The organism is Lichenibacterium minor (assembly GCF_004137685.1).
Taxonomy (GTDB): Bacteria; Pseudomonadota; Alphaproteobacteria; order Rhizobiales; family Beijerinckiaceae; genus Lichenihabitans; species Lichenihabitans minor.
Genome location: NZ_QYBB01000012.1, coordinates 83985 through 108419, shown reverse-complemented (window position 1 = coordinate 108419; position 24435 = coordinate 83985). Strand labels below are relative to the sequence as shown.

The following is a 24435-nucleotide window of genomic DNA, read 5'->3' as shown; positions in this document are numbered from 1 at the left end:
CTTCCCCGCCGCCCTCCGGCTGGGGCGCGCGAGGCTCTTTGGCGGTCTTGGTGCGGGGCTGCTGCGCCATGGCGGGACGGGGTTCCGAACGGGGACGGCCGGCCATGGACCGGGACGAGGACCATATAGGGGCGCGACGCGCGGGCGGCACCCCGCGCAGGGGGACGCGTCTTCGACTCGGCAAATAGCACGATCCGTGCTATGGAACAAAGGTGGAACAGGCCGGCGGGCGTGCCCGTTCGGCGTTTTGGTAACCGGCGTCGCGTATGGCGTGGGACGGAGCCGGGGCGGACGCGCGACATCGCGCGAGGTCGCCCCTTGTCATTCCGGTCGCGGGGAGGGGTCCATGTCGGGCAGCGTCAACAAGGTCATTCTGGTCGGCAATCTCGGGAAGGATCCCGAGGTGCGCCGCATGCAGTCGGGCGATGCAGTGGTGAACCTGCGCCTCGCCACGACGGAGTCGTGGCGCGACAAGGCGTCCGGCGAGCGCAAGGAGAAGACGGAATGGCATTCCATCGTCATCTTCAACGAAAACCTCGCCAAAGTGGCCGAACAGTACCTGAAGAAGGGCTCCAAGGTCTATGTCGAGGGCCAGCTCCAGACGCGCAAGTACACCGACAAGGACGGCATCGAGAAGTACAACACGGAAATCGTGCTGCAGCGCTTCCGCGGTGAGCTGACCATGCTGGAAGGGCGCAATGCCGCCGGCGGGGGCAGCAGCTTCGCGGGCGACGACGACCGCGGCTCGTTCGACCGCGGCGGCGGCGGCGGCGGGGAGCGCCCGTCCTTCGGGCGGTCGTCGCCGATGGACCGCGGCGGCAACTCGGGCGGCGGCGGCCGCGGCGGCTCGATGTCGGACGCGATCGACGACGACATCCCGTTCTGAGCCTGCGGCTCCGGCCACGCCCGCGCGGCGCCCCTTCGCCCTGAGCGAAGCGGGCCGAACCCGGGCGCCGCCGGATCGGGGGCGGGCGCCGGGCGCGGCGCTCGCCCCTGTCTCCCGCCCATGCTGCCCATGGGCGCCCTTCCCCCCGGGCGGGGGAAGGGCTCGCGCACGACGCTCAAGCACAGACGAACACCATGCCAGATCTCCACGCCGACCTCGCCCGCACCCGCGCCGACTACGAGGGCTTCAAGGCCCGCGGACTCAAGCTCGACATGACGCGCGGCAAGCCGTCGCCCGAACAGCTGTCGCTGTCGGACGCCATGCTGCTGCCCCAGGGCAACCGGGACACCACCACGGCGGCCGGCGAGGACGCGCGCAACTACGGCGGCGCGCTCCAGGGCCTGCCCGAGGTGCGGGCGCTGTTCGGCGAAGCGCTCGGCCTGCCCGCGGACGCGATCGTGCTCGGCAACAATTCCAGCCTGGCCCTCATGCACGACTGCATCGTGTGGGCGCTGCTGAAGGGCGTGCCGGGCGGCGAGCGGCCCTGGTCGCGCGAGGCTTCGCCTGCCTTCATCTGCCCGGTGCCGGGCTACGACCGCCATTTCGGGCTGGCGGAAGAGTTCGGCTTCCGCCTGCTGCCCGTGCCGCTGACCGGGCAGGGGCCCGACATGGACGCCGTCGAGGCGCTCGCCGCCGACCCGTCGGTGAAGGGCATGTGGTGCGTGCCGCGATACTCGAACCCGACGGGCGAAACCTATTCCGACGATGCCGTGCGCCGCCTGGCCGCGATGAAGGCCGGGGCGCCCGACTTTCGCCTGTTCTGGGACGACGCCTACGCGGTCCACCACCTGACGGACCGCCGCACGCCCCTCGCCTCGATCCTCGACCTGACCCGCGAGGCCGGCCACTCCGACCGTGCCTTCTGCTTCGGCTCGACCTCGAAGGTGACGCTGGCCGGCGCCGGCGTGGCGCTGTTCGCCTCCTCGCCCGCCAACGTCGCCTGGTTCCTGGCGCGCGCGGGGCGCCGCACCATCGGCTCCGACAAGCTGAACCAGCTCCGCCACATGCGCTTCCTGCGCGACGCCGAAGGGCTGCACGCCCACATGGGGCGCCACCGCGACCTGATCGGCCCGAAGTTCGACGCCGTGCTGGCCGCGCTGGAGCGCCGTCTCGGCGGCACCGGCCTCGCGCGCTGGTCGCGGCCGGAAGGCGGCTACTTCATCAGCGTCGACGCGGTGCCGGGCACGGCGTCGCGCGTGGTGGCGCTCGCCAAGGCGGCGGGCGTGGCGCTGACGCCTGCGGGCGCCACCTGGCCGGGCGGGGCGGACCCGGAGGACGCCAACCTGCGCCTCGCGCCCACCTTCCCGAAGCTCGCCGAGGTCGAGGCCGCGGCGGAAGGCATCGCCATCTGCATCGCGCTCGCCGGGCTCGAGAAGCGGGGCGGGGACGCGGCCTCGACATCGTGATGAACGAAGGGCGATGGCACGCCCGGAGCCGTTCCCGCATGATCGGCAGGTGACCCGCGAAGGGCGTGGCCCAGCCACGGTCGAGCGAGCGGACACTTCGAGCGCCGAAAAGCGCTCCGTCCTTCCCGGGTCTTGGCGCGACGGCCGTTCGGGCCGTCGAGGCGCGCGCCGGGATGGAAGGACCGGCTGCCCGCGTGTGCTGCCGTCCGGCTGGTCCCGCCGCGGCGGAGCCCCGGCCCACGCTTCACGACAGACTCCCGGCGATCGCCGGACCCGGCTCGCCGCCCGTTAAACCTCGCGGAACGGCGCTTCGGAGCTTATATTCGGGGCAGATCAGATTCGAAGGCGCCCGCCAGCGCCGGGCCGTCCGCAAAGGGATGCAACTTGGCCGACAACGACGACAGACTCGAGGATTCGGCCGGCATCCGGCCCGTCTCCATCGCCGACGAGATGAAGCGCTCCTACCTCGAATACGCGATGAGCGTGATCGTGTCGCGCGCGCTGCCGGACGTTCGGGACGGCTTGAAGCCGGTGCATCGGCGCATCCTGCATTCGATGCAGGAGAACAACTACCTGCCGGATCGCCCCTACGTGAAGTCGGCCCGCATCGTCGGCGCCGTGATGGGAAGCTATCATCCCCACGGCGACACGGCCATCTACGACGCGCTGGTCCGGATGGCGCAGCCCTTCTCGATGCGCCTGCCGTTGATCGACGGCCAGGGCAATTTCGGCTCGATCGACGGCGACCCCCCGGCCGCCATGCGCTACACGGAGTCCCGCCTGGCGGCGCCCGCGCTCGCCCTCATCCAGGACATCGACGAGAACACCGTCGACTTCCAGGACAACTACGACGGCAAGGAGAAGGAGCCGGTCGTGTTGCCGGCGCGCTATCCCAACCTGCTCGTCAACGGCGCCGGCGGCATCGCGGTCGGCATGGCGACCAACATCCCGCCCCACAACCTCGGCGAGGTGATCGACGCCACGCTGGCCGTCATGGAGCGCCCCGAGATCGAACTCGACGAGCTGATGGAGATCGTGCCGGGGCCGGACTTCCCCACGGGCGGCACCATCCTGGGCCGCGCCGGCATCCGGCAGGCCTACACGACGGGCCGGGGCTCGGTGGTCATGCGCGCCCGCATCGTGTCCGAGGAGATCCGCCGCGACCGCACGGCGCTGATCGTCAAGGAGATCCCCTACCAGGTCAACAAGACCACGCTTCAGGAAAAGATCGCGGAAGCGGTGCGCGACAAGCGCATCGAGGGCATCTCCGAGATGCGCGACGAATCCGACCGCGACGGCATGCGGATCGTCATCGAGCTGAAGCGCGACGCCGTGCCCGACGTCGTGCTGAACCAGCTCTACCGCTTCAGCCAGCTGCAATCCTCCTTCGGCGCCAACATGATCGCGCTGAACGGCGGCCGGCCGGAGATGCTGAACCTCAAGGACTTCCTCGTCGCCTTCATCGACTTCCGCGAGGAGGTCGTGACCCGGCGCACGAAGTTCCGCCTCGCCAAGGCCCGCGCGGCGGCCCACCTCCAGGTCGGCCTCGCCATCGCGGTGGCCAACATCGACGAGGTGATCCGGCTGATCCGCACCTCGCCCGACACCGCCACGGCGCGCGAAGCCCTGATGGGGCGCGACTGGCCCGCGCTCGACATGGCGCCGCTGATCGCGCTGATCGCCGACCCGCACCACACCCTGAACGAAGACGGCACCTATCGCCTCAGCGAGGCCCAGGCCCGGGCCATCCTGGAGCTGCGCTTGGCGCGCCTCACCGCGCTGGGGCGCGACGAGATCGCCGACGCCCTGAACAAGCTCGCCGCCGAGATCGCCGACCTGCTCGACATCCTGGGCTCGCGCACCCGCATCTTCGACATCGTCCGCGCCGAGCTCGAGGCCATCAAGCTCGCCCACGCGACGCCGCGGATGACCGAGATCCTCGACAGCGCCGCCGACATGGAGGACGAGGACCTCATCGCCCGCGAGGACATGGCCATCACGGTCAGCCACGCCGGCTACGTGAAGCGCGTGCCGCTGTCCACCTACCGGGCGCAGCGGCGCGGCGGCAAGGGTCGCTCCGCCATGCAGACGCGGGACGAGGATTTCGTCGCCCGCATCTTCGTGGCCAACACCCACCAGCCGGTGCTGTTCTTCTCGTCGCTCGGCCAGGCCTACAAGATGAAGGTGTGGCGCCTGCCCCTCGCCGCGCCCCAGGCGCGCGGCAAGGCCTTCGTCAACCTGCTGCCGCTGGAGCAGGGCGAGCGCATCACGACCATCATGCCGCTGCCCGAGGACGAGGGCGACTGGGCCAAGCTCGACGTGGTCTTCGCCACGACGCGGGGCACGGTGCGGCGCAACAAGCTGTCCGATTTTGCCCAGGTGAACCGCTCGGGCAAGATCGCCATGAAGCTCGACGAAGGCGAGTCGATCGTCGACGTGCAGATCTGCTCCGAGGATGACGACATCCTGCTCACCACCGCCGGGGGCCAGTGCATCCGCTTCGCCGTCACGGACGTGCGGGTGTTCAAGGGCCGGGACTCCATGGGCGTGCGCGGCATCACGCTCGGCAAAGACGACGGCGTCATCTCGCTCGCCATCCTGCGGCACACCGACGCCGATTCCGGCGAGCGCATCGCCTTTCTCAAGATGCGCCGGGCCGTCGAGGGCGAAACCGGCGAGGACGACATCGAGAAGGAGGTCGTGGGGGCCGATGGCGTCGCGCCGGAAGCGCCAGCCACCCTCTCCCAGGAGCGCTACGCGGCCCTGTCGGCGCGCGAACAGGTGATCCTCACCGTGTCCGAGCGCGGCTACGGGAAGCGGACCTCGTCCTACGAGTACCGCATCACCGGGCGAGGCGGGAAAGGCATCGGCGCCATGGCGGTCAACGCCCGCAACGGCAAGCTCGTGGCGTCCTTCCCAGTCGAGCACAGCGACGGCATCATGCTGGTGACGAACGGCGGCCAGCTCATCCGCTGCCCGGTCGAAGGCATCCGCGTCGCGGGCCGCAACACGCAGGGCGTCATCGTGTTCAATACGGCCGAAAGCGAGAAGGTCGTGTCCGTCGATCGCATCGCCGAGGTCGGCTCCGAGACCGGCGAAGCCGGGCTGCTCGAGGGGGACGGCGAAGCGTGATGGCGCGGACGGCCCTCTACGCGGGGTCGTTCGACCCCCTGACCAACGGGCACCTCGACGTGATCCGGGCCGCGGCCCGGCTCTGCGACGTGCTGGTGGTGGCCGTCGGTCGCCACGCCACCAAGCAGCCGGTGCTGAGCCACGACGCGCGGGTGGCGCTGATCCGCGCCGAGGCGGGGCCGGTGGTGGCGGCCGCGGGCGGCGTGCTGCGGGTGGAAAGCTTCTCCGGCCTCGCCGTAGCGGCGGCGCGGGACGTGGGCGCGACGCTCATCGTGCGCGGCCTGCGCGGCGCCGCCGACCTCGACGACGAGATGAGCATGGCGGGCATGAACGCCGCCCTGGCGCCCGAGCTCCAAACATTGTTCGTGCCGGCCGCGCCGGGGTCGCGCACCATCACCGCCACCCTGGTCCGGCAGATCGCCGGGATGGGCGGCGACGTTTCGGCCTTCGTGCCGCCGGGGGTCGTCGCGGCCCTCAAGGCGGCGCGGGACCCAGCCTAGGCCCAGGGGCGCGCGGGCGCGCCCCTGGGCCTTCCGGTCCGGCCTCACCCGCCCCTGAGCCGCCGCTGCGCCGAGGCGACGATGTCCTCGGCGCGTTCGCGCGCCCGGGCGATGGATCGCCCGTCCTCGGCGCGCCCCCGGCCCTCGGCCTCCGCGGCTGTCCTCCGCACTGTGCGGGCCGCCGCATGCGTCATGGCGGCGACGAGGCGCCCCGCGGTCCGGCGCGGCATGCCCTCCACCAGGGCCGTGAGGCTGCGCACGGCCATCACGGAATGGCCGATCGCGGGGCCGCTCAGGATGAAGACCCGCGCGGCGAGTTCGGGCGAGGCCCCCACGGCGGCGAGGGCCAGGGCCAGCGGCTCGCCCTTGGGATCGTCGATCAGCCGCCAAACGTCGTCGAGCCGGATGTTCAGCGCCGCCGCCAGCGCGGTGTCGAAACCGTCGCGGTCGGGCGCCATCACGGCGCGCTCGACCCGCTCCAGCGCCGCCGCCTCGTCCGCGTTCGGGCGCGCCCGTTCGCCGTCGGGGCGCAGGTCGTCGCGCCGGGCCGCGAGGATGATCGCCGCCCGCTCGGCGCTGTCGGCGAACAGGAAGAGCGGCGCGCGCTCGGACGGCGGCATGTCGCGCCGGAGCAGCGCGCGGCCGAGCGCCTCGTCGTCCCGCGCGCGGCGCACGAGGTAGCGGAACACATCCAGCCCGACGGGCGCGGCGCCGTTCCCGGCCACGGCCAGGAGGACGTCGCGCTCCGGCCGGTCCACGAGGCTGGCGACCGCCTCGGGCGACAGGTCGGGCCGCGACGCCACGGCCAGCGCCATGGCGGGGGTGCCCCATTCGGCGGCGTCGAGCACCGTGCCGGGGTCGACGGCCGCCCGCGCCAGCACGGGCGCCGCGACGGCGTCGCCTTCCCTCAGGAAGCGCTCGAGCAGGCTGCGCGGCGTCGCGGGGTGGCCGGCGAGCCTGTCCGCCACGGTCTGGCGGACTTCCCCGTCGGCGTCGTCGAGCAGGCGCCCGATCATGTCCTCGAACTGCGCGAGGTCGCCCGGCGTGTGGTGGAGGCGGCGGGCGAACATGTCGACGAGCACGCGCAGCAGGACCGGGCGGATGTCGACGTCCGGCGTTCGGCCGAGCCGCACGAGGCGTTCGAGCGATCCGCGAAGGTCGTCGTCGTGGTCCATACGCGAAGCCTCTGAATCGAAGATTGATGCGCTGACCTGGTTTTAGGGTCCGATCGTTGATGTCGTGTTAACCTTCAACCGTCCTTATCGAAGGCGAGGCAGGGACAATCTCCGCCCGGCCCGGTTGTGCGGTTCGCACGAAAAGCCGGGGGAGATGTCCGACGTCCCACGCTGGATCGCGGCGCCGATGCGCGGCGCGGGTCCGGGTCGCCTCGGCCAACGTGACCGCATCGACTTCGTCGAGGACAGCCGCATGCAAAACATCGTCAGCCTTCAGCCGGACCGACCCCGGCCCCAGCGCGCCTTCGCCGTGCCGCGCAGCGGCGCCCGGATCCTGTTCTTCACGGGCGTCCGCTATTGCCGCGAGGAGGCCGATGCCCCCGCCCGGCCGGACGGCTACGCGCCGCACCACGGGCTCGGCTCAGGGCGCATGCTCGACGCGGCAGCTCATTGACGCCAGGGCCCGGCGTGCTTCGACCTCGCCGCCGATCCTCGGCAGCACGTCGAACATGACGAAGCCCTGCGGCTGCGGCGCCGCCACGCGCACGTCGCGCACCGGAGCATCCGCGGCATCCCTTGAGCGCGCCTCGTCGAGCTGCGCGCCCGTCATCACCACGAGTTCGAGCCTGCCCTCGTTCCCGGACCGATCGTTGAGGCCGTAGAAGGCCACGCCCGAGCGCGAATGGAGCGTGAGGGCCACGAAGGCTTCGTCGCCCAGCGCGGCCGACACGCGCAGCGGGCCGCGATCGAGATCGTAGCGGCACACGGCCGTGGCGAGCGAGGGATCCCGGCCTGGCAGGGCGGCCTTGGCGGAACCGCCCCGCGCCAGCACCGACACGCTCCCTTCGGGCGTCACGGCCGCGAGCCGCGCGAAGGCGTCGTCGGGCGCCACGCGCGGCAGGACCAGCAGCGACGCGATGTGGACGATGCCCGCCACGAGCAGGATCGCGAGCAGGCTCAGGGACGCCACGATGCCGCGCTGGCTCACCCCGGCCCCCCGCAGGATTCGCGGGTGATCCCCGGCAGCGCGGCGCTGGCGATCTCGCCGGTGTCGCCGGTCAAGGGCGTGTCGTAGAGGCGCAGCGTCAGCGTGAGCGGCCCGTCGCCCGACAGCGCCATCCAGTTTCCGGGTCGCGCCTCGGGCCCCGCTTCGATGACGAACCCGCCGGATGCGTCGCGGATGACCGTCGTCGAGGTGAAGGCGGAACGGCCGGCATCGCCACCGAGCGTCAGGCCGGCCCGGTCCGTCGCCGTCAGCGTCCAGAACCGCGCGGGCGGCACGGCGCCGCTCAGGCGATAGGTGCAGGTCGAGACGAGGCGGTATCCCGTGTCGTCCGTCGTGGCCGCGAAGCTCAGCCCTTCGCTGGACGCCATCGGGACGGCGCCGCTCCGCGCCAACTCGGCGCGGGCGTAGGGGTCGATCGACGGAGTCCCGATCCTCGGGTGCGTCACCCAGGGCCCGACCGCGACGGCGCCGGGATCCCAGCCGCGCCCGAGCACGATGGCCGTCGCGGCGAGGCCGAGCGCCAGACCCACCACCGCGATGGCGAGCACGCCGCCGCCGGGCAGGGCGGGATCGCTCCGCGCCCCGCGTTCGCGCGGCGGAACGCGGCCATCGACGTCGGCGGGCTCGTCGGCGACGCCGATCATCGCCCTCCCGTGCAGGGCGGACGCGCGCCCGGGGCTGGGGATCGGCGTCACGGCGTGCGGGACGTCGCGACGGCGGGGGCCGGCGCCTGCGACGCGAAAGCCTCGCCCTCGGCGAGCCGGGGCCGGCCGGCATCGGCCACCAGCGACGCGATGGCGCCGAGCGCCGTGGCGGCGCGCGGCGACAGGGTCGACCGGTTGTTGCCGGCGGGTTGCGTGCCGCCGGCGAGCGGCGCCGATGCCGCCACGGCGGCCGGCTGTCCCGCCGGCCCGAGCCCGAACGGCGGACGCGGCTCGATGCCGGCCTGTGCGAACTCCATCACGTCGTGCCACGTCGAGGCCGGCAGCGTGCCGCCCGTCACCTTGTCCATGGGGGAGTTGTCGTCGTTGCCGTACCAGACGGCGGCGACGTAATTGCCGGTGAAGCCGCAGAACCAGGCGTTGCGGTATTCGTTCGTGGTGCCCGTCTTGCCGACCGCGACGGCATCGTCGAGGCGGGCCGCCCGACCCGTGCCGTCGGTGACCACCCTGGCCAGCATGGTGTTGAGGGTGGCGACATCCGTCGCGGGGGCGACCTGCTTCGGCTGCGGCCCGTCCCGGTCGTGGCGGTAGACGAGGTCGCCGTGGCCGTCCTTGATGTCCACGGCGGCATAGGGCTGCACGCGCTTGCCGCCGTTGGCGAAGCCCGCGTAGGCGGTCGTCATGTCCATCACCGTGACGTCATCGGCGCCGATCGGCAGCGACACCGTGTCCTCCAACGGCGTGGTGATGCCGAGCGCGTGCGCGACGGCGACGATCTTGGCGCGGCCGGCGCGGGGCGAGCCGTTGCCGATGGCGATCGACAGCTTGATGGCGACGGTGTTGAGCGAGTGGGCCAGGGCGGCCCACAGCGGCAACGTGCCCATCTGCTCGCCCTCGTAGTTGCGGACGCAGTAGGTGCCGATGCAGACGGGCGAGTCCGTCACCATCGTGGTGGGCTTGAACTTGCCCGTTTCCAGCGCCGCCAGGTACACGAAGGCCTTGAAGGACGATCCGGGCTGGCGCTGCGCCACGGTGGCGCGGTTGAACTGGCTCGCGCCGTAGTCGCGCCCGCCCACGATGGCCCGCACGGCGCCGTCGGGCTCCATCAGCACTATGGCGCTCTGCTTGGCGTGGAGGCTCGGCCCCTTCTCGCGCAGGTGGTCCTCGATGACCGACTCGCTGCGGGCCTGGATGGCGCTGTCGAGGGCCGTGCGGACCGTCAGCACCCGGCTCGCCCCCAGCTTGCCGGCGTCCGCGAGCTTGCGCACCTCGTCGTAGGCGTAGTCGAGGTACCAGTCGGGCGCGACCTCGCGGGTGCGGTCGACGGGGGTCGCGGGGTTGCGGCGGGCGGGATACACCTGCCCCTCGGTCATGTAGCCCGCGTCGACGAGGTTCGACAGCACGTCGCCGGCGCGGGCCCGGGCGGCCGGAAGGTTGATGTGGGGGGCGTATTTCGTCGGCGCCTTGAACAGGCCGGCCAGCATGGCGGCCTCGGGCAGCGACACGTCGCGCACCGACTTGCCGAAGTAGAACTCCGATGCCGCCTGGATGCCGAACGTGCCCCCGCCCATGTAGACGCGGTCGAGATAGGTTTGCAGGATGTCGCGCTTCGACAGGTGGTGTTCGAGCCAGACGGCCAGGTAGGCTTCCTTGATCTTGCGGCCGAAGGTGCGCTCGTTGGACAGGAACAGGTTCTTGGCGAGCTGTTGGGTCAGGGTGGAGCCCCCCTGCACCACGCCCGACGCGCCGGCGTTGACGGTCAGCGCCCGCGCGGTGCCGATGGGGTCGATGCCGTGATGGTCGAAAAAGCGGCGGTCTTCCGTCGCCAGCACCGCCTGGATCAGGTAGGGCGGCATCTGGGCGATGGGCACGCTGTCGTCGTGCAGGATGCCGCGGCGGCCCACCTCGGTCCCGGTGCGGTCGAGGAACGTGACGGCGAGGTCCTGCTTCTTCAGCCAGTCGTCGGAGGTGTCGTGGAAGGCCGGGATCGCCAGGGCCAGCGCCACCACGGACGCGCCGAGCCCGAGGGTCAGCCCTTCGCAGGCCCCTTCCACCGCCCAGCGGCGCCAGCCGTCGACGGAGAACCGCTCCAGGAAGACGGAATACCGCCCGTAGCCCTCGACCGTGGCGCGGCCGCGCTCGAACACGAAGCTGTCGAACCAGCCGTCGAAGCCCAGCAGGACCCGCCGCACCCGTGCACCGAACCCTTCGCCGCCTCGCACCACGCAACGCTCCTGCCGCCCTCGTGCACCGTTCCGAACGGGGGACCGTTCCCCCGTCCGGCGCATCGCCGCTGCGCCGGTCGACCGATCCGTCCGCCCCCGACCCGCCCCGAGCCCCGGCCGGCGCCCTTGACGGGGCGTGTGTCGAAGCGCAACTCCGGGACAGCCACGACGGGTCCGGCCGCCTCCGCACCGCTTCCATCCTCACCCGAGCGCGATGAACGATCCCTTCTGGCGTAGACCGCTTTCGTCCTTAACCCAGACTGAATGGGAAAGCCTGTGCGACGGCTGCGGCCGCTGCTGTCTCGTGAAGCTCGAGGACGAGGACACCGGCCGCATCCTCTACACCGACGTGGCCTGCACCTTATACGATGCTGGCGCGTGCCGCTGCGGCGATTATCCGGGGCGGCAGAGCCGGGTGCCCGATTGCGTGAAACTCACCCCCGAGGCCGTCGCCGAGATCGACTGGCTGCCGCCGACCTGCGCCTATCGGCTGGTCAAGGAAGGGCAGGACCTCGCCTGGTGGCACCACCTGAAATCGGGCAGCCGCGACACGGTGCACGAGGCGGGCGTGGGCGTGCGGGGCCGCATCGGCGCGATGGAGCACGACGTCGACGTGGAGGACCTGCCCGACCGCATCGTCACCTGGCCGGACCGCTGGCCGAAACGCGCGAAACGCCGAAGCTGAGGGGCGCGGGCCCGGTCAATGCCCGGCAGCCGCCGCGGCGATCCAGGCGCGGAAGGGGGCGAGCCAGAGCGCCTGGGTGAGGGCGCCGCACCGGTGCCGGCCATCGCCGGCGGACCACAGCGTCAGCGCCGCGACCGCGCCCGAACCGTCGAGCACCGGGCCGCCGGAATCGCCCGTGCACGCGCCCGCGCCGGCGTGGTTCGGGTCGACGGCCCACAGAAGGACATCGGACAGCGGCGCGCGGGCAGCGAGTTCGGCCTGCCGGAGCTGTCCCGACGTCTTCGGGTCCCCTTCGCGCGCGAGGCCGAACCCCGCGACGGAGAAGCGGGTGCCCACGGCGGTTCCGGCCTCGCTCCCGAGGGTCGCCGGGCGATAGGCCGAGGGCAGCGGATCGGGCAGGAGCAGGACGGCGAGGTCGATCGAGCGCTCGCGGCTGGTGATCGCATCGGCACGATAGCCGGGATGGCGCACCACCTCGGCGACGGGCAGCAGGACCGCCGCTCCCTTGAGGTAGATGCGCAGGTCGGCGCCCGGCGGCACGCAATGGGCGGCGGTCAGCACGGCGCGGGGTCCCAGCACGACGCCGGTGCAGAAGCCCGCGGCGGCGCCCTGGCGCTGCAGCACCATGACGGCGCTGTCGGCGACGGTGCCGGACGCATCGTGGGCGGGGCCCACCACGGCGCCCGCGGGCGGGGCGGGGAGGAAGGTCAGGATGGCGGCGACGCACGCCGCCGACGGCGTCCCGATCTGGTTCCCGGCCTGTCGGGCCGGCCGCGTGCGCGTCAAGGGGGCGAAATCTCCGGGCGAGGGCGACCAGGACGGGCGGGACGAAGCCGGCCGCCCGCTTCGGCGCCGCCGTTCCGCCGCGGATGTCGGCGCCGCCGACGCCGAACCTAGCGCCTTCGCGCCCCGCTGGCGACAGGCAGGCGTTTCACGCCGACGCTTCCGCGACAGCCGCCGTCGCGAGATCGGCAGACGCACCGGCGAGGGGCACCCAGACTCCCACCGTGGGCAGTTCGGGTCGGCCCCGTCAGACGAGGTTCAAGCCGTGGCAGCGTTCCCCCAGACGGCAAGGGTGGTGATCATCGGCCTCGGCGGCATCGTGGGCGCTTCGGTGGCGCATCACCTCGTCGCCCGGGGCTGGGACGACATCGTCGGCATCGACGCGTCCGGCATCCCGACCGACATCGGGTCGACCGCGCATGCGTCCGACTTCTGCTACTCGACGAGCCACGACTTCCTGTCCTGCTGGACCACGCTCTATTCCATCGATTTCTTCGACCGCATGGGCCACTACGCGCGGGTCGGCGGGATCGAGGTCGCTCGCGTGGGCGACGACGAGCGCATGGCGGAGATCCGCCGCAAGGTGTCGTCCGGCAAGGCTTTCGGCACCCGCGCCCGTCTGATGGAGCCGGCCGAGATCAAGGCCAAGTTCCCGCTCGTCGAGGAAAGCATGGTCCAGGGCGGGTTGTGGGACCCCGATGCCGGCCTCGTCGTGCCGCGGTCGCAGACCGTCGCCGGCATCCTCGTCGACGGGGCGGAGCGGAGCGGGGCGCTCCGCAGCTTCGCCAACACGCCGGCCACGTCGCTCGTCCTGGAGGGCGGCCGCATCCGGGGCGTGGTCACCCCGCGCGGCACCATCATGGCCGACCATGTCGTGGTCTGCGCCGGGCTGTGGGGGCGCACCGTCGCCGCCATGGCGGGCGAGGACCTGCCGATCATGCCGATCGACCACCCGTTGATGTTCTTCGGGCCCTTCGACGAGTTCGCCGGCACGGGGCTGGACATCGGCTGGCCGCTGCTGCGCGACCAGGGGAACTCCGCCTACATGCGCGACACGGGCGACCCGACGACGTCCGAAGGCGGCATGATCGAATGGGGCTATTACGAGGAGCACGCCCCCCGCCTGTGCCACCCGCGCGAGCTGCTCGGGAAGGCCGAGGCGCGGATCTCGCCGTCGCAGCGCGACCTCGACATGGAGCACATCCTGGCGCCGCTGGAGCGCGCCATCGAGCTCACCCCCATTCTCGGCCAGCTCGGCTACGACGAGCGCCGATCCTTCAACGGCCTGCTCCAGGTGACGACGGACGGCAACGCCATGGTGGGCGAGAGCCGGGCGCACCGCGGGCTGTGGTACTGCGTCGGCGTGTGGGTGAAGGACGGCCCCGGCATGGGCAAGCTGCTGGCCGATTGGATGACGGACGGCCGCACGGGCATCGACCACGCCCGGATCGACGTGGCGCGCTTCCACCCGCACCAGCTCGAAGAGGCGCATATCGCCGGGCGCTGCGCCGAAGCGGCGCAGAAGGTGTACAATCCCGGCATCCACCCGCGCGAGCCCTTCGCGTCGGGGCGGAACGTGCGGCGCTCGCCCTTCCACGAGCGCGAAACGGCGCTCGGCGGCCATTTCATGGAGCTCGGCGGCTGGGAACGCGCCCACGGCTACGCCGCCAACGCCCACCTCATCGAGCGCTACGGCGACCGCGTGCCGGTGCGGGCGGACCCGTGGGACAACCGCCACTTCTGGCGCGTGTCCAACGCCGAGCAGCTCGCCCTGAGCGACGATTGCGGGATCGTCAACCTGTCCCATTTCGCGGTCCTGGACGTGACCGGCCCCGACCACGCCGCGCTGATGGAATGGGTCTGCGCCGCCCGCATCGGCGGCGCCGCCAACATCGGCAAGGGCATCTACACCCATTTCCTGGACGACGAGGGCATGGTGCAGGCGGACCTCACGGTGTTCCCGATGGCCGACCGTTGCCGCGTGGTCGACGGCGCCGACGCCGGCCCCCGCGATCTTCACGAGCTGCGCCGCGTCGCGCAGGACAAGGGCTTCGACGTCGAGATCACGGACCGGACGGAGGACATCGTCACGATCGGCATCTGGGGGCCGAACGCCCGGGCCAGGATGGCGGAGGTCGTGGCGGACCCGGATGGCCTGTCGCCGGAGCGCTTCCCCTTCGCGGCCGTGAGGCCCGTCGAGATCGCCGGGAAGCCGGTCAGCGCCTTACGCATCTCCTACGTGGGCGAGCAGGGCTTCGAGCTGCACATGGCCTACGGGGACGGCCTGGCGGTGTGGGACGCGCTGCGGTCCACCGGCGCCATCGCGGTCGGGATCGAGACCTACGCCAACAGCCGCCGGCTGGAGAAGAGCCTGCGCCTGCAGAATGCCGACCTGTCGACCGAATACAACCTCATCGAGGCCGGGCTCGCCCGCCCCAAGGTGAAGGAGGCGGATTTCCGCGGCAAGGCCAAGCACCTCGAACACCGCGCCCGCGCGCACCAGCCCGCCGTCCTGTGCACGCTGGTGATGACCGACAACCGGGACGCGCGCGGTGTGGCCCGCTACCCCGTCGGCATCCTGCCCGTGCTCGATCCGGACACGGGCGAAACGCTGGTGGACGACCTCGGCCGCCGCTCCTTCACGACCTCGATCGCCTACGGGCCGAGCGTGGGCCGGAACATCGCGCTGAGCTACCTGCCGCACGGCAAGGCGTCGGTCGGCCGCCGCTTCGACGTGGAATATTTCGGCGAAACCTACCCGGTCGAGGTGGCGGCGGTCGGCTACGCGGCCCTCTACGATCCGGAGAACGCCAAGCCCCGGAGCTGAGCGGGGCCGCCCGTCGCGCGACCGGGGACGCCGCGCGTCGCCCTTCGGCGTGACGGAACCTTGAGGTTTTTCGGGTGTCCTCCTCACGCCGTCGCCGCTCCGGCGACCCGACAGGAGCCCGCCATGCGACGTCGCACCGCCATCAGGGCCTTCACGGCCGCCGCGCTGATCGCGCCGGCGGTATCGGCGCGGGCCTGCGAGCCCGTCGCGACGGCCTGCCTGCCGACCGTGGTGGTGTTCCCCGCCTACACGCCGGAAGGGGACCGGATCGGCACCGTCGCGGCGCGGGCGAGGCCGCCCTACCCGCTGGAGCGCAGCCGCTTCACCGGGCAGTCCGTGACGGTCGCCTACAACAACCCGGACAGCTTGCCCGGGTCGGTCGACCCCGAGTTCACGCTGATGCCCCTGCCGCGCGTGCCGCAGTTCCACACGCGCGCGGTCTACCCGCGCGGCTACTGACGGCGCGAACGCACGGGGACGACTCCCGCGCGAGACCGCCGCCCACGACCCTCAGGCCGAACCGGTCGACGCGGCCTCCTCCCTGAGGATCGCGTCGAGCCAGTCGCGCGCCTTCGACAGTTCGTCCCACGGGATCTCGCCGATGGGGAACTCCGCCGCCATCACCACGCTGACCACCGCGTTGAGCCGCTCCAGTGTGGGGCGCCAGCGCGTCCCGCCCTCGCCGCGGTGGCGCTCGACGACGTGGTCCCGGAAGGCCGCCAGCCGCTGAATGGCGGCCTTCAGCGTCCGCCCGTCCCGCTCGGGGCGGTCGGCCAGCGCCTTGTCGATCTGCATCAGGGCGTCCCGCCCGGCGTTCACCTCCACCATGTCGCTACTCCGCCGCCTGGGGCGGGCCGGGGTGCCGCTCGGCCTCGGTCAGGCGCCCCGCCCGCAGCCCGCAGGTGACGGCCTTGGTGGAATGGATCGACGTGTTGGCGTCGCCCGTGATGGCCAGCAGGGCGTTGGCGACCGCTCCCGGGTTGTAGCCGAGCCGGCCGAACACCCAGGGCATGCCGACCTGGTGGACGGTCCGCCCCGCGATGGTGAAGGGCCGCACCCGTTGCGTCACCATGGCCCTGACCTCGATCGACGCCCGCGAGGTCGACAGCACCGTCCATCCGAGGTGCTGGATGCCGAGTTCGCCGGCCAGTTCCGGGGACACCTCGACGAAGGCTTCCGGCTGCAGCTCCGCCGTATGCGGCATGATCCGGGTCGAGATGCCGCCGCAATGCAGTTCCGTGAGGCGGTAGGTCGTGAAGACGTAGGGGTGCAGCGGGTCCTCGGGCGGGTGCAGCTCGTTGCCGGGCCGAGCCCAGATCTTGGCCGTGGGATTGTGCTGCTGTCCGTGCATCGGGTTGCGGACGGGGCTTTCCAGCGGCTCGTAATGCATCGGCAGCGGGCCGTCCTTCAGGCCCGTCGGCACGAACAGCTGGCAATATCCGTCCGCCTCCATGATGAACGGCTTGTCGCCGCCGAGCGCGTCCATGCCCGTCGGCTGTGTCGCCCAATCCGGCCGCATGTCGGGCCGCTTGGTTTCGACGAAGTCCGGCACGTCGTCGCCGTCCCACTTTCCGGCGCCGTCGTCCCACCAGATCAGCTTCTTGCGCTCCGACCAGGGCTTGCCGGCGGGGTCGGCGGAGGCGCGGTTGTACAGCGTGCGCCGGTTCGACGGCCACGCGAAGGCCCAGTCGAGATGGGCCGCACCCTTGCCGCCGGGCGTGTCCGGCCGGCGCGACCGCGCCATGTTCTTCCCGGCTTCGGGGTAGATGCCGCAATACATCCAGCCGCCGCAGGCCGTCGATCCATCGTCCTTGAGGTCCTGGTACTTGGCGACCTGCGTCCGGTCCGCGACCGTGTAGCCGTTGATCTCCTTCAGCACCGTTTCGGCGTCCGGCTCCCGCCGCTCGCCCTTCAGCGGGTAGTCCCAGGTCAGCGCCTTGATGGCGGCGTCGCGCGTCTCGGTGCTCGTCTCGTAGAGCCCCTTCAGGCGGCGGCCCAGGTGATAGATGAACCACAGGTCGGAGCGGCAATCGCCGGGTGCCTCGCAGACGTGGTCGTGCCATTGCACGAGCCGGCTGGTGTTCGTCACGGTCCCGTCCTTCTCGCCCGGCATGGCGCAGGGCAGGAAGAACACCTCGGTGTCGATGTCGGCCGGGGTCAGCTCGCCCTTCTCGATCAGGCGGCCGTTCTTCCAGAAGTCGGCGGTCTCGATCATGGCCATGTCGCGGACCACGAGCCAGTCGAGCCGGCCGAGGCCGCGCTCGACCATGTCGGTGTTGACGGCGCCCACCATCGGGTTCTGCCCCAGGATGAACTGTCCCTTGACGATGCCGTCCACCATGCAGAGCGTCATGGGTTCCTGGCTGACGTCGCCGGTGAGCTTCGGCAGGTGGTCGTAGCCGAAGTCGTTGCCCGGGGTGGCGTCGGCGCCGTACCAGGCCTTCAGCAGGCTCACCATGTATTTGGGAAAGTTGTTCCACCAGCCCGTCGGCGGCGTCTCGACCTTGAGGTAGGCCGAAAGCGACATGTGGTCGTGGAAGGCGTTCGGCTGCGGCAGGTAGGTCGGCAGCATGTTGTAGAGGGTCGGGATGTCGGTCGAGCCCTGGATCGACACGTGGCCGCGCAGGGCCATGATGCCGCCGCCCGGACGCCCGATGTTGCCGAGCAGGCCCTGGATGATCGAGCAGGCGCGGATGATCTGCACGCCCACGGAATGGTGCGTCCACCCCACCGCGTAGCAGAACGCGCCCGTGCGCTCGCGGCCGGAGTTCCTGGCCAGGGCGTCGGCGACCTTCAGGAAGGTGTCCTTCGGGCAGCCGGTGACGCTTTCCACCATCTCGGGCGTGTAGCGGGCGAAGTGCCGGCGCATGATCTGGTACACGCAGAACGGGTGCTGCAGCGTTTCGTCGAGGTGCGGCGGCCCCTTGCTCATCGATCGGTAGTCGCCCTGCTCGCCTTCGCGCGAGCTGGCGCGGTGCTCGGCGATGGAGGAGGGAACCGTCTTGTCCTCGTATTGCCAGGACTTCTCGTCGTAGGTGCCCGCGTCCGAATCGAAGCCCGAGAAGATGCCGTCCTGGTCCTCGGACCCGCGATAGCTGTCCTCGATGATGTGGGCGATGTTGGAATAGGCCATCGCCCATTCCTTGAACCACAGGTCGTTCTCCAGGATGTGGTGGATGATCCCGCCCAGAAAGGCGATGTCAGACCCCGACCGCAGCGGCGCGTGCAGGTCGGCCAGCGCCGACGTGCGGGTGAACCTCGGATCGACGTGGATGATCGTCGCGCCGCGGCGCTTGGCTTCGACGACGAAGCGGAACGCGATCGGGTGGTTCTCCGCCATGTTGGAGCCCATGATCACGATGCAATCGCTGTTTTCCAGGTCCCACAGCGCCATGGTGGCGGCGCCTCGCCCGAACGACGTTCCCAGACTGGGTACCGACGACGAGTGTCAGATGCGGGCCTGGTTCTCGATGTTGAGCATCCCCAGCCCGCCGCCGAAGAGCTTCTTGATGAGGTAATTCTCCTCGTTGTCCATCGTGGCGCCGCCGAGCGAACCGAGGCCGAGCGTGTGGTTCACGGTCCGGCCGTCGGGCAGCTTCTCCACGAAGGTTTCGTCCCGCGTCCGCTTCACGCGCTCCGCGATGCGGTCCATCGCCCATTCGAGCGGCTTCTTTTCCCACTTGTCGGAGCGCGGGGCGCGATACAGCACGTCCGTGACGCGCTTCGGGGACAGGAGGAGGCCCAGCGTGCCGCCGCCCTTCGGGCAGAGCGTGCCCTGGTTCACGGGGGAGCGCGGGTCTCCCTCGATGTGGATCGGCACGCCGTCCTTGGCGTAGATCAGCTGGGAACAGCCCACGGCGCAGAACGGGCAGATCGACGTGCCGACGCGGTCCGCTTCCTCTAGCCGCGGGCGCAGGTCGCGCGACGTCTGGCTTTCCGCCGCCTTGTCCCTGAGGCTTGCGCCGGCGATCTGGCGGGGGATGGACCAGTCCTGGAGGAACTTGCGAAAATGGGCTCCCGGCCCCTGGCTCAACTTGCGCATCGCATCCCTCGGTCGGCTCGTCGCGTCATCGTCGGCGCGCCGAAGCGTCAATGGGGCGCGGACGGCGCAGGTTCCCGCGCCGCCGCGGCAGGGACGGCCTGAAACAAGGGCAGGCCGGGCACGTTGCACCACCGCGGCAGGCGCGAGGACACCCGATGGCGACGATGGATGGGCGGATCACGCTGGTGCAGGAAAGCCGCTTCCAGCTCACCGACGAAGCCGGCGTCAGCCACCTCTTCACGCTGTCTCCCTGGTGCGCCGCCGAGCCCGCCCAGCTCCGGCCGCTGGCGCACAGCCAAGCGCCCGTGCGGGTGACGTACAAGGCAGGGGTCGACGTCATCGGCCAAGTCGCCCAGCGGATCGACGTCCAGGCGGAGGCCGGCCGGTGAACGACCATCCGCGCATCTCGGACTTTTCGGGTTCCGACCTCGACCGCATGATCCCGGACGAATCGCGCTTCACCGCCGGTGTGCTGATCGAGCCCGGCAAGTCCTACGGGTTCTTCACCGACACGACCGTCTGCATCGGCTGCAAGGCCTGCGAGGTCGCCTGCAAGGAATGGAACAACCTGCCGGCCGACCACATCGGCCTGACCGGTCAAAGCTTCGACAACACCGGGGAGCTGTCCGCCAACACGTGGCGGCACGTCGCTTTCGTCGAGAAGTCGGGATGCGGGGGCGTCCGGGACAATTCCGAGGCGCCGTACCAGAGCGGCTGGCTGATGCTGAGCGACGTTTGCAAGCATTGCCACAACGCGCCCTGCCTGGAAGCCTGCCCGACGGGCGCGATCTTCCGGACCGAGTTCGACACCGTCGTGGTGCAGCAGGACATCTGCAACGGCTGCGGCTACTGCGTGCCGGCATGTCCCTTCGGCGTCGTCGCCGTCAGCGAGAACGACGGCAAGGCGCATAAGTGCACGCTCTGCTACGACCGCCTGAAGGGCGGCCTGGAGCCGGCCTGCTCCAAGGCCTGCCCGACCGATTCGATCCAGTTCGGGGAACTGTCGGACCTTCAGGCCCGCGCCGCCGTCCGCGTGGAGCAGCTGCACGGGCAGGGGGTCGGCAGCGCCTACCTTTACGGCACCCCGGGCGCCCCGGGGGCCACGGGAGGCCTCGAACACCTGAACGCCTTCTTCCTGCTCACCGACCGGCCGGAGGTGTACAACTTCCCGGTGGCCCCGACGCGCGCGTCGAACCGCGTCGCGCCCAGCCTGCTGTCCGGCCTCCTGACCGTCGCGGCCCTCGCCACCGCGGCGTCCTTCATCCTGTCGAGCAGGGACCGCTGACCCATGAACGAGCCCTTCGTCGGCGCACCCGAGATCGCGGCATCGCTGAAGCCCTTCGCGATCTACGACGGCACGACCTATTACGGCCGCCAGCAGCTCAAGCCCTGGCCCTTCGAGGCGAACGTCGTGGGCGGCTACATCTTCCTCGCCGGCCTGTCCGGCAGCTCCCAGATCCTCGCCACGGTGGCGGCCGCCACGGGACGTCGCGAGCTCGACGGCGCAGTGCGGCGCGGGCGCTACCTGTCCCTGCTGGCACCCACGATCGGGTCGGCGCTGCTGGTCTACGACCTGCACACGCCGAAGCGGTTCTACAACATGCTGCGGGTGGCCAAGGCCACCTCGCCCATGTCCATCGGCACCTGGTTCCTGATGGGCTTCTCGGCCTTCGCGGTCGCGTCCGCGGCTGGGCGGGCCGGCGCGGACCGCTGGCCCCGGCAGCGCTGGATGAAGAGCCTGTCGACCGCCGCGGGCGTGCCGGCAGCCCTGGCGGGCTCCGGGCTCTGCACCTACACGGCGGCCCTGCTGTCGGCGACGTCGACCCCCATCTGGGCGTCCGCCCCCGCGACGCTGGCGATCCGGTTCGGGTCGTCGTCGATCGCCACGGGCGCGGCCGCCCTGGCGCTCGGCGAAACGGACCCGGCCGCGCGCGCCAAGCTCGACGACGTGCAGCTGTGCGCGCTCGCCGTCGAGGCCGTCCTGTCCGCGGTGACCAAGGGGCACCACAAGCGCGCCGGGGTGGAGGGCGCCTACGACAGCCTTCCCGGGCGCATCGAGCAGGTCGGCGCCACGGCGCTCGGCGTGCTGGCGCCCCTGGGCCTGCTGGCGGCCACGCGCGCCATGGGGCGCCGGCCGCGCGCCGCATCGGTCGCGGCGGGGATCCTGACCCTTCTCGGCAGCGCCACGCTGCGCAGCTCCATGCTCAGCCTGGGCAACGTTTCGGCGCGCCGCCCCGACGTGTCGCTACAGTTCTCGACTCCGGGGAACCTGCCCGAAGTGCGGGGCTGAGCGCGGGGCTGACGCTCCCCGCCGGGCGACGGAGAAGCCGACGCGGAGCGCGCGTCACTCCGCCGGAAGCGGGACCGCCACGGGCGCGTCGGCGGCGAGGTCGGGGATCTCGTCGGTCCACACGCGGAACTCCTGAAGCCAGCTCGACCCGAAGGTGTGGGTGAGCGACACGTCCGCGGCGTCCCGCCCGAAGGCCATCAGCACGCGTCCCTTGCGGGGCGCGTTGTTGCGGGGGTCGAACATGTGCCAGCGCCCGCCGAGGTACACCTCCATCCAGGCCGCGAAATCCCCGGGGCCGAACGGGGGCGTGAGCCCGATGTCGCTGATGTAGCCCGTGCAATAGCGCGTCGGGATGTTCATGGCCCGGCAGAACGCGACGGCGAGATGCGCGAAATCCCGGCAAACGCCGCGCCCTTCGGCATAGGCCTCGGCCGCCGTGCGGGTGTTCCGCGCGTCCTGGTAATTGAAGGCGATGTGGTTGTGGACGAAATCCACGATGGCCTTCACGCGGTGCCAGCCCGGCTCCGTGTGGCCGAACAGTCGCCATGCCTCGTTCGACAGCGAATCGCTCTCGCAATAGCGGCTGGCGAGCAGGAAGCCGAGCGTGTCGGCGGGCAGCTCCTCGACGGGGTGCTGCATCGCGGTGGTGTCGACCGGGTCCCACTCGCCCGAGTCGCGGATGACGCTGTCGACCTTGACGGCGAAGCGCCCCGCCGGCGCCATGACGCGCGTGCACCAGTTGCCGAAGCCGTCCCGGAACCCTTCCATCGGCACCACGGGCTCCGTGGTGACGATGTCCGGGCTTTCGAGGTCGGCCGCGCGCGAATAGTGGACGTTCAGCATCATGATGATGGGCGTCGGATTCGGGAGCTGGAACTCCATCTCGCAGCCGAGTTGAATGCGCATCGTGGGCCCTCGCGACGGCGGGCTTGGGAAAGCGGATGCCGTCCCCAGCGGCCCGCCGCGGGATGCAGGCGGGCGGAAGGGGACCTGCACCATGCGCGATTCATGCCGTCTCGGCCAGGGTAGACGCCGCGGCCGCATCTGTCGCTCGACGGTTTCGCGAGCCGGCCGCCGTCTCCGCCCCCGGGCGGCTCACCGCGCGTCGGCCAGGACCATCTCGGCGCCCTTCTCGGCGATGCCGGCCGTGGGCGTGTTGGTGTTGCCCGAGGTGATGGTCGGCATGATCGAGGCGTCGATCACCCGCAGTCCCCGCAGCCCGTGGACCCGCAGGCGCGCGTCGACCACCGCTCCGGCGTCGTCGGCCGTGCCCATCCTGGCCGTGCCGACGGGGTGGAAGATCGTCGTCCCGATCGCGCCGGCGGCTTCGGCGAGCGACGCGTCGTCGTCGCCCACCGAAGGTCCGGGCAGGACCTCCTCGGGGCGGAACCGCGCCATGGCGGGCTGGGCCATGATGCGCCGCGTCGCCCGGATCGCGTCGGCGGCGACGTGGCGATCCGCTTCCGTGGACAGGTAGTTCGGCGCGATCATCGGCGCGTCCGCGGGGTCGGCCGAGCGCGGCCGCACCGTGCCCCGCGAGGTGGGCCTGAGATTGCAGGCCGACAGCGTGATCGCCGGGAATCGATGCAGGGGCTCGCCGAACCGGTCGAGGCTGAGCGGCTGGACGTGGAACTGGATGTTGGCGCGGTTCTGTTCGGGGCCCGACCGCATGAAGATGCCGAGCTGGGACGGCGCCGCCGACAGCGGGCCGCGGCGGCGGAACGCGTAGTCGAGCCCCATCAGGGCACGCCGCGGCAGCGAATGGTACGTCTCGTTCAGGGTGCGGGCGTCCGACACCTTGAAGATGGCGCGCTGCTGCAGGTGGTCCTGCAGGTTCGCGCCCACCCCGGGGCGGTCCAGCACGGTGTCGATGCCGAGCGGCGCCAGCCACTCGCGGCGGCCGATGCCGCTGAGCTGCAGCAGCTGCGGCGAGCCGATCGCGCCCGCCGCGAGGATCACCTCCCCGCCGGCCCGCGCCTCGACGGTGCGGCCGGCCTGCCGGTAGCGGACCCCGGTGGCGCGGCCATCCGCGACCAGCACGCGCTCCGCCGTCACGCCGGTCTCGAGCCGCAGGTTCGGGCGGCGCAGCGCGGGCTTGAGGAAGCCCCGCGCCGCCGACCAGCGGCGACCCCGCTTCTGGTTGAGGTGGAAGTAGCTCGCGCCCTCGTTGTCGCCCGTGTTGAAATCGGCGACGGCCGGCACGCCGATCTCGCCCGCGGCCGCCCGCACGGCGTCGAGGATGGGCCAGGACACGCGCGCTTCCTCGACGCGCCAGCCCCCGCCGGCGCCGTGGTGCTCGCCGTCGCCCAGGAAATGGTCTTCGAGCCGGCGGAAGCACCCCACCATGTCGGACCAGCCCCAGCCGTCCAGGCCCTGGGCGCGCCACCCGTCGTAGTCGGCGGCCTGGCCCCGCATGGAGATCATGCCGTTGATGGCCGAACAGCCGCCGATGACCTTGCCGCGCGGGTAGTGGAGGGCGCGACCGTTCAGGCCCGGCTCGGCTTCCGTCCGAAACATCCAGTCGGCGCGCGGATGGCCGATCGCGAACAGGTAGCCGACGGGGATGTGGAACCAGATCCAATCGTCCCGCCCGCCCGCCTCGAGCAGCAGCACCCGGGTTTTCGGGTTTGCCGACAGCCTGTTGGCCAGGATGCAGCCGGCCGTCCCGGCCCCGACGACGATGTAGTCGTAATCCCCGTCGAGCTGATCCAAGACCGTCCCTCCCGCCGCGCCGGACGGTCGAGCGCCCGGCTGTG

General features: G+C 71.4%; 20 protein-coding genes. 11 read left to right on the top strand and 9 right to left on the bottom strand.

The genetic code is table 11. The features are described from left to right. Positions 1-346: 346 nt before the first annotated feature. The 4 genes from ssb to coaD all read left to right on the top strand — a co-directional run bounded on the left by ssb (position 347) and on the right by coaD (position 5984). On the top strand, positions 347-886 hold the full coding sequence (gene ssb / locus D3273_RS12570) for a single-stranded DNA-binding protein (RefSeq protein WP_129227028.1): 540 nt from the start codon (positions 347-349) through the stop codon (positions 884-886). A 194-nt stretch (positions 887-1080) separates the two neighbouring features. Next, the gene (locus D3273_RS12565) at positions 1081-2352 is read left to right on the top strand and encodes an aspartate aminotransferase type Ic (protein ID WP_129227026.1); all 1272 of its coding nucleotides are present in this window, start codon (positions 1081-1083) and stop codon (positions 2350-2352) included. Positions 2353-2736: 384 nt separating this feature from the next. Further along, a complete protein-coding gene (gene gyrA / locus D3273_RS12560; protein WP_129227024.1) occupies positions 2737-5484 on the top strand; it encodes a DNA gyrase subunit A in 2748 nt (915 codons plus the stop codon). Then, a complete protein-coding gene (gene coaD / locus D3273_RS12555) occupies positions 5484-5984 on the top strand; it encodes a pantetheine-phosphate adenylyltransferase (protein ID WP_129227022.1) in 501 nt (166 codons plus the stop codon). The genes gyrA and coaD overlap by 1 nt, the downstream gene beginning before the upstream one ends. A 44-nt stretch (positions 5985-6028) precedes the next feature. Here coaD and D3273_RS12550 read toward each other — a convergent pair whose 3' ends face one another. Continuing rightward, complete coding sequence (locus D3273_RS12550) at positions 6029-7159, bottom strand: DUF2336 domain-containing protein (protein WP_129227020.1); 1131 nt, start codon at positions 7157-7159, stop codon at positions 6029-6031. A 154-nt stretch (positions 7160-7313) separates the two neighbouring features. On the opposite strand from D3273_RS12550, the gene D3273_RS12545 reads away from it, so the two are divergent. Continuing rightward, positions 7314-7613: a hypothetical protein gene (locus D3273_RS12545; protein ID WP_129227018.1), complete on the top strand. Its 300-nt coding sequence runs from the start codon at positions 7314-7316 to the stop codon at positions 7611-7613. On the opposite strand, the gene D3273_RS12540 is transcribed toward D3273_RS12545, so the two are convergent. Genes D3273_RS12540 through D3273_RS12530 form a run of 3 tightly spaced genes read right to left on the bottom strand, consistent with a single transcriptional unit; the run spans position 7581 to position 11052 of the window. After that, a complete protein-coding gene (locus D3273_RS12540; RefSeq protein WP_129227016.1) occupies positions 7581-8147 on the bottom strand; it encodes a DUF1254 domain-containing protein in 567 nt (188 codons plus the stop codon). The genes D3273_RS12545 and D3273_RS12540 overlap by 33 nt on opposite strands. Then, a complete protein-coding gene (locus D3273_RS12535) occupies positions 8144-8809 on the bottom strand; it encodes a DUF1214 domain-containing protein (RefSeq protein WP_129227014.1) in 666 nt (221 codons plus the stop codon). The genes D3273_RS12540 and D3273_RS12535 overlap by 4 nt, the downstream gene beginning before the upstream one ends. A 47-nt stretch (positions 8810-8856) precedes the next feature. Beyond that, the gene (locus tag D3273_RS12530; protein ID WP_245501140.1) at positions 8857-11052 is read right to left on the bottom strand and encodes a transglycosylase domain-containing protein; all 2196 of its coding nucleotides are present in this window, start codon (positions 11050-11052) and stop codon (positions 8857-8859) included. A gap of 214 nt (positions 11053-11266) precedes the next feature. On the opposite strand from D3273_RS12530, the gene D3273_RS12525 reads away from it, so the two are divergent. Then, a complete protein-coding gene (locus tag D3273_RS12525; RefSeq protein ID WP_129227010.1) occupies positions 11267-11737 on the top strand; it encodes a YcgN family cysteine cluster protein in 471 nt (156 codons plus the stop codon). A 15-nt stretch (positions 11738-11752) separates the two neighbouring features. Here the strand turns inward: D3273_RS12525 and D3273_RS12520 are convergent, their stop codons facing one another. After that, entirely contained in the window at positions 11753-12523 is a 771-nt protein-coding gene (locus D3273_RS12520) for a S1 family peptidase (protein WP_129227008.1), read from the bottom strand. 262 nt (positions 12524-12785) lie between these two features. Between D3273_RS12520 and D3273_RS12515 the strand changes: the two genes are divergently transcribed. Further along, the gene (locus tag D3273_RS12515) at positions 12786-15347 is read left to right on the top strand and encodes a GcvT family protein (RefSeq protein WP_129227006.1); all 2562 of its coding nucleotides are present in this window, start codon (positions 12786-12788) and stop codon (positions 15345-15347) included. A gap of 123 nt (positions 15348-15470) precedes the next feature. Then, a complete protein-coding gene (locus tag D3273_RS12510) occupies positions 15471-15806 on the top strand; it encodes a hypothetical protein (RefSeq protein ID WP_129227004.1) in 336 nt (111 codons plus the stop codon). 51 nt (positions 15807-15857) lie between these two features. Here the strand turns inward: D3273_RS12510 and D3273_RS12505 are convergent, their stop codons facing one another. Both D3273_RS12505 and fdh read right to left on the bottom strand, forming a co-directional pair. Then, positions 15858-16175: a hypothetical protein gene (locus tag D3273_RS12505; RefSeq protein ID WP_129227003.1), complete on the bottom strand. Its 318-nt coding sequence runs from the start codon at positions 16173-16175 to the stop codon at positions 15858-15860. Positions 16176-16179: 4 nt separating this feature from the next. Continuing rightward, positions 16180-19389, bottom strand: a complete 3210-nt coding sequence (fdh, locus tag D3273_RS12500) for a formate dehydrogenase (RefSeq protein WP_281011274.1) — start codon at positions 19387-19389, stop codon at positions 16180-16182. Between the two features lie 155 nt (positions 19390-19544). Between fdh and D3273_RS12490 the strand changes: the two genes are divergently transcribed. The 3 genes from D3273_RS12490 to nrfD are packed head-to-tail and all read left to right on the top strand — an operon-like array spanning position 19545 to position 21679. Further along, positions 19545-19778, top strand: coding sequence for a hypothetical protein (locus D3273_RS12490; RefSeq protein ID WP_129226997.1), 234 nt, complete (start codon positions 19545-19547; stop codon positions 19776-19778). Continuing rightward, the gene (locus D3273_RS12485; RefSeq protein WP_245501139.1) at positions 19775-20674 is read left to right on the top strand and encodes a 4Fe-4S dicluster domain-containing protein; all 900 of its coding nucleotides are present in this window, start codon (positions 19775-19777) and stop codon (positions 20672-20674) included. Before D3273_RS12490 ends, D3273_RS12485 begins: the two co-directional genes overlap by 4 nt. A gap of 3 nt (positions 20675-20677) precedes the next feature. Continuing rightward, on the top strand, positions 20678-21679 hold the full coding sequence (gene nrfD / locus D3273_RS12480) for an NrfD/PsrC family molybdoenzyme membrane anchor subunit (protein WP_129226995.1): 1002 nt from the start codon (positions 20678-20680) through the stop codon (positions 21677-21679). A gap of 54 nt (positions 21680-21733) precedes the next feature. On the opposite strand, the gene D3273_RS12475 is transcribed toward nrfD, so the two are convergent. Both D3273_RS12475 and D3273_RS12470 read right to left on the bottom strand, forming a co-directional pair. Continuing rightward, positions 21734-22585 carry a transglutaminase-like domain-containing protein gene (locus D3273_RS12475; protein ID WP_129226993.1) on the bottom strand — a complete coding sequence of 284 codons (852 nt, stop codon included), beginning with the start codon at positions 22583-22585 and terminating at the stop codon, positions 21734-21736. Between the two features lie 189 nt (positions 22586-22774). Next, positions 22775-24391, bottom strand: a complete 1617-nt coding sequence (locus D3273_RS12470) for a GMC family oxidoreductase (RefSeq protein WP_129226991.1) — start codon at positions 24389-24391, stop codon at positions 22775-22777. Positions 24392-24435 lie beyond the last annotated feature (44 nt).